This is a genomic window from Streptomyces musisoli, from assembly GCF_016741855.1.
Lineage (GTDB): Bacteria > Actinomycetota > Actinomycetes > Streptomycetales > Streptomycetaceae > Streptomyces > Streptomyces musisoli.
In genome coordinates this window covers 279,298-291,560 of sequence record NZ_JAERRH010000005.1, presented here as the reverse complement: position 1 = coordinate 291,560, position 12,263 = coordinate 279,298, and the positions used below count along the sequence as shown (strand labels likewise).

Annotated in this window: 8 protein-coding genes; 2 read left to right on the top strand and 6 right to left on the bottom strand. The window is 73.0% G+C overall.

Annotated elements, in window-relative coordinates; all coding sequences use genetic code 11:
- The first annotated feature begins 170 nt into the window (after positions 1 to 170).
- Positions 171 to 2,942, top strand: coding sequence for an ATP-dependent RNA helicase (locus JK361_RS16570; RefSeq protein ID WP_201818417.1), 2,772 nt, complete (start codon positions 171 to 173; stop codon positions 2,940 to 2,942).
- On the opposite strand, the gene pgfA is transcribed toward JK361_RS16570, so the two are convergent.
- From pgfA to JK361_RS16550, 4 genes are all read right to left on the bottom strand, one after another.
- Positions 2,932 to 3,924 carry a cell envelope lipid trafficking protein PgfA gene (gene pgfA / locus JK361_RS16565; RefSeq protein WP_201818415.1) on the bottom strand — a complete coding sequence of 331 codons (993 nt, stop codon included), beginning with the start codon at positions 3,922 to 3,924 and terminating at the stop codon, positions 2,932 to 2,934. The genes JK361_RS16570 and pgfA overlap by 11 nt on opposite strands.
- 28 nt (positions 3,925 to 3,952) lie before the next feature.
- The gene (locus JK361_RS16560) at positions 3,953 to 4,087 is read right to left on the bottom strand and encodes an SPW_0924 family protein (RefSeq protein WP_201818413.1); all 135 of its coding nucleotides are present in this window, start codon (positions 4,085 to 4,087) and stop codon (positions 3,953 to 3,955) included.
- Positions 4,088 to 4,286: 199 nt separating this feature from the next.
- Positions 4,287 to 5,489, bottom strand: a complete 1,203-nt coding sequence (locus JK361_RS16555; protein WP_201818411.1) for an IS110 family RNA-guided transposase — start codon at positions 5,487 to 5,489, stop codon at positions 4,287 to 4,289.
- 282 nt (positions 5,490 to 5,771) lie between these two features.
- Positions 5,772 to 7,553, bottom strand: coding sequence for a lytic transglycosylase domain-containing protein (locus tag JK361_RS16550; protein ID WP_201818409.1), 1,782 nt, complete (start codon positions 7,551 to 7,553; stop codon positions 5,772 to 5,774).
- Between the two features lie 318 nt (positions 7,554 to 7,871).
- Here JK361_RS16550 and JK361_RS16545 point away from each other — a divergent pair, with 318 nt between their 5' ends.
- Positions 7,872 to 8,741 (top strand): DUF4184 family protein, encoded by an 870-nt coding sequence (locus JK361_RS16545; protein WP_201818407.1) that lies wholly within the window; start codon positions 7,872 to 7,874, stop codon positions 8,739 to 8,741.
- Here JK361_RS16545 and JK361_RS16540 read toward each other — a convergent pair.
- Together JK361_RS16540 and polA are read right to left on the bottom strand one after the other, a co-directional pair.
- Entirely contained in the window at positions 8,650 to 9,060 is a 411-nt protein-coding gene (locus JK361_RS16540; RefSeq protein ID WP_201818405.1) for a hypothetical protein, read from the bottom strand. The two genes, JK361_RS16545 and JK361_RS16540, sit on opposite strands and share 92 nt — an antisense overlap.
- A 359-nt stretch (positions 9,061 to 9,419) precedes the next feature.
- Positions 9,420 to 12,146 (bottom strand): DNA polymerase I, encoded by a 2,727-nt coding sequence (polA, locus tag JK361_RS16535; RefSeq protein ID WP_201818404.1) that lies wholly within the window; start codon positions 12,144 to 12,146, stop codon positions 9,420 to 9,422.
- Between the last annotated feature and the right edge of the window lie 117 nt (positions 12,147 to 12,263).

Sequence of the window (12,263 nt, the reverse complement as noted above, 5' to 3'; positions counted from 1 at the left end):
GCAGGTGCAGCCGTTTCTCCCCGGGCCGCCTCGCGGATCCTTCCGTGGGCGGCCTCGGGTGTTTCTCCGCGGGCGGCCGCGCGGACTTTTCCGTGGGCCGCCTTGTGGGGTGCCTCCATGGCGGGGCACGCGCGCGTGGGCCGTTCTCGCCGGCGTACGACACTGGGGGCGTGATCCGTTACGACGCCCTGGACGCGCTGCCCGTGCGCTCCGCCCTGCCCGCCCTGTCCGACGCCCTGGACGAGGGCGGCACCGCGGTTCTCGTGGCGCCGCCCGGCACCGGCAAGACGACGCTGGTGCCGCTCGTGCTGGCGGGGCTGGTCGGGGGCGGTCCCGAGAGGCGGGTGGTGGTGGCCGAGCCGCGGCGGATCGCGGCGCGGGCGGCGGCCCGGCGGATGGCGTGGCTGCTGGGCGAGCAGCCCGGGCGGAGCGTCGGCTTCACCGTGCGCGGCGAGCGGGCCGTGGGCCGGCACACGCGTGTGGAGGTCGTGACGACCGGTGTCCTGCTCCAGCGGCTCCAGCGCGACCAGGAGCTGGCCGGGGTGGACGTGGTCGTCCTCGACGAGTGCCACGAGCGGCATCTGGACGCGGACACGGTGGCCGCGTTCCTGTGGGACGTCCGGCAGACGCTGCGGCCGGAGCTGCGGCTGGTGGCCGCGTCGGCGACCACGGACGCCGAGGGGTGGGCGGCTCTGCTGGGCGGGGCACCGGTGGTCGAGGCGGCGGGTGTGGCGCATCCGGTGGAGGTGGTGTGGGCTCCGCCGGCCCGGCCGGTACGGCCGCCGCACGGGATGCGGGTGGATCCCGCGCTGCTGGCGCAGGTGGCGTCGGTGGTGCGGCGGGCGCTGGCCGAGCGGGACGGGGACGTGCTGTGTTTCCTGCCGGGCGTGGGCGAGATCGCGCGCGTGGCGGGTCTGCTGGGGGATCTCGGTGACGTCGAGGTGCTCCAGGTGCACGGGCGGGCGCCGGCCGCCGTGCAGGACGCGGTGCTGACGGCGGGGCGGCGGCGCCGGGTGGTGCTGTCGACGTCCGTGGCGGAGTCCTCGCTGACCGTGCCCGGGGTGCGGGTGGTGGTCGACTCCGGGCTGGCGCGGGAGCCGCGGGTGGATCACGCGCGCGGGCTGAGCGGGCTGACCACCGTACGGGCGTCGCGGGCGGCCGGGCGGCAGCGGGCGGGGCGGGCCGGACGTGAGGCGCCGGGTGCGGTGTACCGGTGCTGGGCGGAGGCCGAGGACGGCCGGCTGCCGGCTTATCCGGCACCGGAGATCAGGGTGGCCGATCTGACCGCGTTCGCGCTCCAGGCGGCTTGCTGGGGCGATCCGGACGCCTCCGGGCTGGCGTTGCTGGATCCGCCGCCGGGCGGGGCGATGGCGGCGGCTCGGGAGGTGCTGGCGGCCGTGGGAGCGGTGGACTGTGCCGGGCGGGCCACGGAGGTCGGTGCCCGGCTGGCCCGGCTGGGGGTGCATCCCCGGCTGGGGCGGGCGCTGCTGGACACCTCCGGTGAGGGGGCCGCGGTGGTCGCGCTGCTTTCCGAGGAGGTGCCGCGGGACTACGGCGATGACCTCGGCGGTGCTCTGCGGCGGGCCCGGCGTGGGGGCGACGCCTACGCGGGGCGGTGGGCCGCGGAGGTGCGGCGGCTGCGGGCCGTCTCCACGGAGTTCGCCCACCGGCCCGCTCACGACCGTCACTCACAGGCGAACGCCGGAGCAGGACCGACCACCGGGGCCGGGGAGCGCGCCCCCTCGGAGCGGGCCGAGGGGCCGGACCGCATCGGGCCCGCCGAGGAGCGGGACCGGGGCAGGCCTGCCGAGCGGTGGGACCGCATGGAGCAGTCGGCGGGACGTGACCGCCCGGCGCCCTCCGAGGGACCGCTCCGGACGGGACCCGCCCGAGGGCGGGACCGGACGGGGCCTGACGGGCGGCGGGGCCCGGTGAGGGCCGGTGAGCGGCGTGGTGACGCGGAGGGCGTCGGAAGCGAGGCCGCCGGGATTGTCGCCGCCCTCGCCTTTCCCGAGCGGGTCGCGCGGCTCGACGGCGGGTCGTACCTCATGGCGTCCGGGACGCGGGCCGAACTGTCCGACGGGTCCGCACTGCGGAGCGCTCCCTGGATCGTCGTGGCCGTCGCCGACCGGCCCTCCGGCAAGGGGCACGCGCGCGTGCTGCTCGGGGCCACCGTGGACGAGGAGGTGGCGCGGACGGCCGCACGGTCCCTGCTCGGCGAGCGGGACGAGGTGCACTGGGCCGGCGGGGACGTCGTGGCCCGGCATGTCGAACGGCTGGGGGCGATCGAGCTGGCCGTACGCCCGCTGAAGGACGCCGACCCCGCGCTCGTCCGGGGCGCGCTCCTGGAGGGGCTCCGCCTGGAGGGGTTCGGGCTGCTCCGCTGGTCGCCGGAGGCCGAGGCGCTGCGGCAGCGGCTGGCGTTCCTGCGTGTCCATCTCGGGGATCCGTGGCCGGACGTTTCGGACGGCGCGCTCCACGCGCGCGTGGACGAGTGGCTGGAGCCCGAGCTGGGCCGGGCCCGGCGGCGGGCCGATCTCGCCCGGATCGACGCCGGGCAGGCCCTCGCACGGCTGCTGCCCTGGGCGAGCGGGGAGGCCGCGTGGCTGGACGAGCTGGCGCCCGAGCGGATCACCGTACCGAGCGGGTCCAGGATCCGGATCGACTACGGGGATCCCGGGCGGCCGGTCCTCGCCGTCAAGCTTCAGGAGATGTTCGGGCTGCGGGAGACACCGGCGGTGGCGGGCGTGCCGCTGCTCGTGCACCTGCTCTCCCCCGCCGGACGCCCTGCCGCCGTCACGGCCGACCTCGCCTCTTTCTGGCGGGACGGTTACCGGGCCGTCCGGGCGGAACTGCGCGGCCGGTATCCGAAGCATCCGTGGCCCGAGGACCCGGCGACCGCCGAGCCCACGCGGCACACCAACGCCCGGCTCAGGCGCTGACCGGATCGGGGTCCTCCGTCGGGGTGGGTGCGGGGTCCCGCGGGCGGCGTGCGCGGGCCTCCAGGTAGAGGGCGAGGGCGAGGAGCAGCAGGCCGAGGCCGAGGGAGCCCCAGGGGACGTAGGAGGTGAGCGCCAGGACGAGGGTGCGGTTGTGCTTGACCAGCGCGACCGTGTGGTCGATGTAGTCCTCGCGCATCTTCACGTGCCCGGCGAAGGCGGTGACCTTCGCCCGGCCGCCCAGCAGGGTGCCGCCGCGCAGTTCCTCCTTGTGGAGTTCCTCGCCGTAGACGGGGGCGCCGGTGACCGGTTCGACCCAGAATCTGCGGACGGTGCTGTACCAGCGGGTGGTGCCCGTCTCGGCGACCGTCTCCGGTGTGATGCCCTGGACCGGCATGGTCTTCGGCATGGGGACCTTGGTCCAGGGGACGGTCTGTTCGAAGTAGTAGACCGTCAGGCCGCGGAAGTTCCGGGTGCCCTTGTAGTGGATGGGGCTGGTGGTGCGGGTCTGCGCGTCGAAGTACTCGTAGTCCCGTTTCTGCGTCAGGAAGGGCCACTTGAACTCGATGCCCTCGCGCTTGACCGGGTCGCCGTCGACCATCTCGCCGCCTGCGTGCACCGGGTCCTGGCTGTGGGCGTCGAAGATGTACCGCTCGGGCACCTTGGAGACCATCTTGCCGTCGGGGCCCTGGACGTAGGAGAGGCCGTCCCAGACGACGACCGGCCGTCCCGCCGTCTTCTCGATCCTCTTCGCGGCCTCGACGTCGCCCTTGAGGGTCTGCACGATGGTGACCTTGGAGACCTTCCTGGCGCGCATGGTGCCGTAGTCGAGGAGGGTGGCGTCCCTGGCCTCGAGGACCATGTCCTGGTACTCGTCGGCGGGGATGCGGGCCACGCGCGGGAAGGCGTACCAGCGCAGCAGCGGGGACAGCGCCGCGCAGAACACGGCGCAGGCGAGCAGGACCAGGCTTGCCTTGCGGCGCATTCCCGGCCTCCCTCCCGGACGGGCGCGGCTACGGGTGCGGCGGCACCGTCGTCAGCAGCGGCTTGGGGGACGTCCGGCCCGGCGAGGGGCCCAGCGCGCTGATCGTGAGCACAAGGGCGAGCGCGAGGGCGAGACCGGTCGCGGCGGCGATCAGGGCGCGCATGCGGGGCCTCCCGGCGGATGGTCCGATGACCTGACTGGGTTCTGATGGTTCGTCAGGTCCGGCACCGTAGCAACGGGCGGTTGAGATGAGAACAGCGGTGCACGTACGAACAGGGCGCCCTCCCCGCCGGAGCGGGAGGGCGCCCTTCGTGGTGCGTCACCCGGAAGCGACGGCCCGGGGGGTGCCTCTATGTCTTTCGTCAAGCGAGGCGTGGGGTTCTGGGTTCGTAGAAGGCGCCGTCGCGGAGCATCGCGAACAGCACGTTGATCCGTTGTCGGGCCAGACGGAGCAGTGCCTGGGTGTGGGTCTTTCCTCTGGCCCGGCATTTGTCGTAGTAGGTGCGGGAGGCGGGATCGTGCAGGGCTGCGAACGCGGACAGGAACATCGCCCGCTTGAGCTGCCGGTTGCCGCCGCGGGGTGCGTGTTCGCCGTGGATCGAGGTCCCGGAGGACTTGGTCGTGGGGGCGAGGCCGGCGTAAGAGGCCAGGTGGGCGGCGGTGGGAAAGCTGGTGCCGTCGCCGACGGTGACCAGCAGTGTGGCGGCGGTCCTGACGCCGACGCCGGGCAGCGACGTCAGGACCTTGGAAAGAGGGTGATCCTCCAGCAGGGCCTCGATCTGGGCTTCGAGTGCCCGTCGCTGTTCGTGGACGGCGCCGAGAGAGCGGGCCAGCGACGGGATGACGATGTCGAGGGTGCCGGTGCCGGGAACGACGACGGTCTGTTCGTCGAGGGCGTCGAAGACGTCGTCGATCAGCCGGGCGGCCATGCGCGGGGCCTTGGGCCGTATGACCTCGACGAGTTTGCGGCGTCCGGCCTTTCGCAGGGCGGCGGGGGATCCGTAGCGTTCCAGCAGCCAGGTGACGGCCTGGTGGTCGAGTCGGGGGCCGAGGACGCGTTCCAGGCTGGGGTGGAACTGGGTGAGCAGGCCGCGGATCCGGTTGCTGGTGCGGGTGGCCTCGGCCGCCAGGTCCTGGTCGAAGCCGACCAGCACGGTCAGTTCGGCGGTGATCTCGTCGGTCAGTTCCAGCGAGCGCAGGGTGTGCGGCATCGTCCTCGCTGCGTCGGCGATCACGGCTGCGTCGCGTGCGTCGGTCTTCGCCTCGCCCGGATACAGGTCGGCGATCCGGCGCATGGCCAGTCCGGGCAGGTAGGCGACCTGGCAACCCGTGCCCCGGGCGACCGTGAGCGGGAGGGCTCCAATCGAGGCGGGCTGGTCCACGATGACCAGCACGGCGCCGAACTTGGTCTTCAGCTTGGTGAAGACCTCCCGCAGTTTGGGCTCGGTGTTGGGTAGCTGCTTGTCGAAGACCTTCTTGCCGGCCGGGGTGAGCCCGTGCCCGTGATGGTTCGTCTTGCCGACGTCCAGGCCCAGGAAGACGCCTATCTCGTCGCTGTCGTACAAGCCGTCCTCCCGAACGGGTTCGTGCGTGCTGGCCGGGGCGTTGGCGTCGTGCGCGCATCCACGTTGTGCAGACCTGCCGCCCGCAAGCGGCCGGGCATTGCACCAGGCCAGGCGGTAGTCGGACCTCTCATCAGCGTCTCCAACGGCGCCTCTCGGGCCCGGTGACACCACCCCCCAGGTCATCCGTTCGACAGGGGGGACCAGCCATGCCGGGCCCGGAGGCCAGCGGCCCTCTTGCAGGACCGCGGAAAACATAACGGGGGGCTACCGGGCGCGGCTGCCTCAGGAGGAGGCGGTCGGGCTCGGCGTCGGCGTCTCCGGTGCTTCGGTGGCAGCCGCGACCTCCAGCTCCACGGTGAGCGTCGCCCCGCCTGTGGTGGTGATGCGGAGCAGGAAGGTGCCGGTGGTGTCGTCCGCGTACAGCTTGGGCAGGGTGAGCAGGCCCTTGGCGTCGGTCTGGAGGCCGGTGAGCGTGTGTACGGCCTTGCCTTCGGCGTCCTTGAAGTAGGGGCCCTTGTCGTTCTCCGTGGCGTCGGTCTCGGACTTGACGAGGGTGGCGGTGGCCTCGACCTTGTCCGCGATGTCGCCCTTGTACGTCGCCTTGAGCTGGACCTGGTCGGCGAACTCGCCGCCCGGGGTGCAGGTCAGCGGGGTGTCGCTGGTGCGGGCCAGGGTGTCGGCGGCGCGCGCGGTGACGGTCGCCGTGTAGTCGACGCCCTTGACCGAGCGGCCCACGACGGCGGCGGTCACCTTGAAGTCGCCCGTCTTCTCGCCGGCCTGGAGCGCCGGGGCGAGCGCGACGCCCTTGGCGTCGGTGGCGACCGTGGCCACGGTCTCGCCGCCGGTGAAGGTGGCGTCGGTGTCGCCGGTGATGGTGAACCGGACCCTGATCTTGGCGATGGACTTGCCGGCCTTGGTCTCGGCGCGGGTGCCGATCCGCTCGGTGAAGGCGTCGCCGGCCATCGCCGTGAGCTTCTTCGTGCCCGCGTCCTCCAGGTGGTCCACCAGGTCGGTGTGGGTCGGCGGAGGCGTCGGCGGGACGGGCGGCCGCGGCGGCTTGGGGTCCGGGGTCTCCTTGCCGCCGTTGCCGTCGTTTCCGCCCTTGTCGCCACCCTTGTCGTTGCCGTCGGCGGGCTTGTCGGGCCTGGGTTTGTCGGGCTTGGGGGCCGGCTTGGTCCTCGGCGGCTGCGAGGGGCCCGGGGACGTGGTGCGGCCGGAGTCGTCGTCGCTGCGGTGCTCGGGCACGCCGCCGGAGCCGTCGGGGACGGAGTGGGTGCCCTTGCGGTAGTACTCCATCCAGTTCAGGACGAGGTTGAGGTAGTCCTGCGAGTTGTTGTAGCTGAGGATCGCGCTGTGCAGGTCGGCCTCGCGGGACAGGTCCCAGTCGTTGCGGCACAGGTAGTGGCCCGCGGCGAGCGCGGCGTCGTAGACGTTGTTGGGGTCCTTCTTGCCGTCCCCGTTGCCGTCGCGGCCGGCCCAGGCCCAGGTGGACGGGATGAACTGCATGGGGCCGACGGCCTGGTCGTAGGTGCTGTTGCCGTCGTACGCGCCGTCGTCGGTGTCCGGGATGAGCGCGAAGCCGTTGCCGTCGAGCTGCGGGCCCAGGATCCGGTGCAGGGTGGTGCCGTCGGCATCGACCTGTCCGCCGCGGGCCTGCCCCGACTCGACATTCCCGATGGCGGCGAGCAACTGCCAGGGCATGTTGCAGCCGGCCTTGGAGGAGCGCAGTTCGGCGGCGGCCTTCTGGTAGGCGTCCAGGACCGTCGCGGGGATGCCGCCCTCGGTCCTGCCTCCCGAGCCGGAGGTGGTGCTGTCGGCGCTCGACGAGGGGCTGGGGGCGGGGCTGTTGAGTGGCGGCAGGTCCGTGTAGTACGGCGAGTTGCCGGTGGCGTTGCCGTCGGTGCCGGGTACGGAGGTGGCGGCGCCGGCCGTCGCCCGTCTGCCGTGGGTGTCCTCGCCGGTCGCTCCCGGAGCCTGGGACGCGGACAGAGCCGCGACCGCTGCCGCGGCCACGGCGGTGGTCGCCGCTCCCTTGCGCAGCCGCCTGCCGAAATGCGCCGCCATAGAGTGAACCCCTCCCGTGGACGCCCGCGCGTCCGTCACCTGCTCTGTCTGCCTCGCTCTGGTGTGACGGTTGACCCGGTGTTCTGGTTGCCCCTGTTCCGTCCTCACTTCAGTGCGACGTGTGTACGACCGTGCGACCGGCACGGCGCCGCAGGCGACCCTACGACAACTTGCTGTGGACGGGCACCTGTTGACGCCCGGTTTTCACCCTTTGGCCGACTGTCGTCGGCGCGGATGCCCTCGAACGGCGTCGCGCATACTGGGCGGAACTGATCGCCGGTGCCCAAGTCCCGGCCGTCGAACGCTCCGGAGGCTCCGTTGCCCTTCACGCTCAGCCATGCGGCGGCCGTGCTGCCCGCGATCCGCAGGGACGGGAGCGGCCGGGGCCGGCTGGTGCCCGCGGTGCTCGTCGCGGGCTCCTTCGCGCCCGACATGCCGTACTACTCGGACGGCGTGCTGCGGGGCGGGATGGAGTTCGGGTCGGTCACGCACGCGTTCGCCGGGGTCGCCACGGTCGACGTGCTCATCGCCTGGGCCCTCGCGGGGCTGTGGCTGCTGGTCCGCGAGCCGTTGCTCGCGCTGCTGCCGCGGGCCCGCCAGGGACGCCCGGCCGCCCTGCTGCGCTGCGGTGCGCCACGCGCGCGCGTGGGGGCCGCGTCGGTGGCGTGGTGGTACGGCTCCGCGGTGGCCGGCGCGCTCACCCATGTGGTGTGGGACGCGTTCACGCACCACGACCGGTGGGGCACGCGGCTGGTTCCGGTCATCGGGCGGGCCCGGCCGGCGGGCGTGCCGTTGTTCACCTGGCTCCAGTACGGGTCGTCCGTGGCGGCTGCCGTGCTGATCGCGGTGTTCGTGGTGGGAGCGCTGCGGCGGGCGCCGGGCGGGGCACCGGTGGGGGTGCCCGTGCTGTCCCGGCGGGACCGGTGGTGGGCGCTCGCCGTGATCGGGTGCTGTGTGACGGCCGGGGCGGTGCAGCGGACGGCGCGGTGGCGGGAGCAGCGGGGCGCGGCCGGCAGCCCCTGGGAACTGCTGCCCACCCTCTGTTTCGGGGTGGGCGCGGGGGTGGTCCTGGGGCTGCTGCTGTACGCCGTGGGGGTCAGGGTCTGGCGTCCGGCCGCCGGTCCTGGGGATCCCGGGGATCGCGCCGGGGTGGTCGGTGCGGACCGGGGGCGGCCGGTCTCTCGGTGAGGGACGCGACGAAGACCGTGAGGGTGGGCCTGGGGCGGGATCTCGGGATCAGCGCGAGGGTAAGGGCGAGATAGCCGCGGGCCAGATCGGTCCACTGGCCCCAGTCGGGCAGGCGGCCCGGGCGGCCGGCGAGCGTGCGCCGGAGATCCTTGGTGACGTTGCGGACGGTCGTGGCCAGGTCGGCCGGGATGCGGGCGGTGCTTGCGTCGGCCGCGAGGGCCGGGACCGGCGCGGCGGGCATGGCCTGCGCCGAGGCGGTGACCGCCCGGACCCCGGTTACTGCCTCGGGCGTCCGGCGGTGAAGCATGCGTATACCCATGCCCGCAGTGTTGCGGCTGCGGGGGGTGGGGGGCGTTTTGGCGGGGGCCACGAGAGTGACGGGTTCCTCCGGGGGTTCTGCCTGTTTGCTGCGGGTGGGGGAAGGGCCGTCGTGGTCGGCGGGACGGGTGGCTCCGCCGGGATGCGCAGTGGTCGCGGGGCGCGGGCGGGGCTCGGCTCCGCGGGTGGGCATCGCGGTCATGGGGGCTCGGCATCGCCCGGATGCGCCGTGAAGGTTGGTCGGTGTCGCGGCGGAAGACCGGTGGGCCGGCCGGGTAGTGCCGGAGGGGGCGGCGGGTTCGGCACGTCGCGAGTGTTCGCGTCCGTGCCGTTGCGGCGCCCCCTCCGTCACGCGTCGTGCTAGTGCGCTGCCGACTCCCAGTCCGGTCCCACACCCACGGAGACGTCCAGCGGGGCCCTCAGCTCGACGGCGGCGGCCATCTCGCGGCGGACGATCTCCTCCGCGGCCTCCCGCTCGCCGGGGGCGATCTCCAGGACGATTTCGTCGTGTACCTGGAGGAGCATGCGGGACTTGAGGTCCGCCGCCCGCAGCGCGTCGCCCACCTTGAGCATGGCGATCTTCACGATGTCCGCCGCCGTGCCCTGGATGGGCGCGTTGAGGGCCATGCGCTCGGCCGCCTCGCGGCGCTGGCGGTTGTCACTGTTGAGGTCGGGCAGGTAGCGGCGGCGCCCGAAGAGCGTCGCCGTGTAGCCCGTCGCCCGCGCCTCGTCGACCGCCCGGCGCAGATAGTCCCGGACCCCGCCGAAGCGCTCGAAGTACGCGTCCATCAGCGCGCGGGCCTCGGCCGCCTCGATGTTCAGCTGCTGGGACAGGCCGAACGCGGACAGGCCGTAGGCCAGGCCGTACGACATCGCCTTGATCTTGCGGCGCATCTCCGCGTCCACCGCGCCGGGCTCGACGCCGAACACCTGGGAGGCGGCCGTGGTGTGCAGGTCCTCGCCGGAGGTGAACGCCCGGATCAGGCCCTCGTCCTCGGAGAGGTGGGCCATGACACGCAGTTCGATCTGGCTGTAATCCGCGGTCATCAGGGACTCGAAGCCCTCCCCGACCACGAAGCCCCGGCGGATGGCCCGGCCCTCGTCCGTGCGGACCGGGATGTTCTGGAGGTTCGGGTCCGTGGAGGACAGCCGGCCGGTCGCGGCCACCGTCTGGTTGAACGTGGTGTGGATACGGCCGTCGCTCGCGATGGTCTTGATCAGGCCCTCGACCGTGACCCGGAGCTTCGCCTGCTCGCGGTGCCGGAGCATGATCACCGGCAGTTCGTTGTCGGTCTGGGTGGCGAGCCAGGCCAGGGCGTCGGCGTCGGTGGTGTAGCCGGTCTTGGTCTTCTTGGTCTTCGGCAGGGCCAGCTCCTCGAAGAGGACCTGCTGGAGCTGCTTGGGCGAGCCCAGGTTGAACTCGTGGCCGGCCGCCGCGTGCGCCTCCTTCACGGCCTGCTGCACCGCACCCGCGAACATCTGTTCCATCGCTTCGAGGTGCGCCCGGTCGGCCGCGATGCCGTGCCGCTCCATGCGGGCGAGCAGGGCGGACGTCGGCAGCTCCATGTCGCGCAGGAGGTCGGCGGCGCCGACTTCCTCCAGGCGGGCCCGGAAGGCCTCGCCGAGGTCGAGGACCGCGCGGGCCTGGACCATCAGAGCCTCGGCCTCGGCGCCCTCGTCCGCGCCGAAGGCCAGCTGGCCGTCGGCCGCGGCGGCGGGGGCCAGCTCGCGGTGCAGGTACTCCAGGGAGAGCGCGTCCAGGTCGAAGGAGCGGCGTCCCGGCTTGACCAGGTAGGCGGCGAGCGCGGTGTCCATGGTGACGCCCTCGACGGACCAGCCGTGCTCGGCGAAGACCCGCATGGCGCCCTTGACGTTGTGGAACACCTTGGGGCGGTCCGCGTCGGCCAGCCAGGCCGCGAACGCGTTCTCGTCGGCCTCGTCCAGCTCGGACGGGTCGAACCAGGCCGCCGCTCCCCCGGCGGCGGCGAGGGCGACCTCGGCGACCGAGCCGGTGCCCAGCGCCCAGGTGTCGACGGTGGCGACGCCCAGGGTCCCGGTGCGGTGCTCGGCGAGCCAGGGGGCCAGCTCGCCGGTGCGCAGGATCGTGCCGTCGATCTCGACGCCGTCGGCGACGACCGGGGCGGCCTCGGCCTCCTCCGTGCCCGGGTCGACGGCGAAGAGACGCTCCCGCAGGGACGGGTTGCGGATCTCCAGGGTGTCGAGGACCATCGCGACGGCCTTGCGGTCGTACGGGGCCCGCTCCAGGTCGGTGACCGACCTCGGCAGCTCGACCTGGCGCTCCAGCTCGGTCAGGACGCGGTTGAGCTTGACCGACTCCAAGTGGTCGCGGAGGTTCTGGCCGGCCTTGCCCTTGACCTCCTCGACCCGCTCGACCAGCTCAGCGAAGGAGCCGAACTGGTTGATCCACTTGGCGGCGGTCTTCTCGCCGACGCCGGGGATGCCGGGGAGGTTGTCGGACGGGTCTCCGCGCAGCGCCGCGAAGTCCGGATACTGCGCCGGCGTCAATCCGTACTTCTCGAAAACCTTCTGTGGGGTGAACCGGGTCAGCTCCGAGACGCCCTTCGTCGGGTAGAGCACGGTGGTGTTCTCGGTGACCAGCTGGAAGGAGTCGCGGTCACCGGTGACGATCAGCACCTCGAAGCCCTCGGCCTCGGCCTGGGTGGCGAGGGTCGCGATGATGTCGTCCGCCTCGAAGCCCTCCACGGCGAAGCGCTGCGCGTGCATCGCGTCGAGCAGCTCGCCGATCAGCTCGACCTGGCCCCGGAACTCGTCCGGGGTCTTGGACCGGTTCGCCTTGTACTCGGTGAACTGCTCGGAACGCCAGGTCTTGCGGGAGACGTCGAAGGCCACCGCGAAGTGCGTGGGCGCCTCGTCACGCAGGGTGTTGGCCAGCATCGACGCGAAGCCGTAGATCGCGTTCGTCGGCTGGCCGGTCGCGGTCGTGAAGTTCTCCGCGGGCAGCGCGAAGAACGCGCGGTAGGCCAGCGAGTGCCCGTCCATGAGCATCAGCCGGGGACGGGTGCCGCCGGGGGTCTTGTCGGTCTGCTTCGATGCTGTCTCTGCCACGTCCCCGATCCTGCCACGCCGCACTGACAGTCCGGGCCGGACGGTTCCCGTCGCGGCTACAGCGGGACACGCCTCGGTCACGCAACGCAATGAGTCCCTCGCACAGGCAACGCCGAG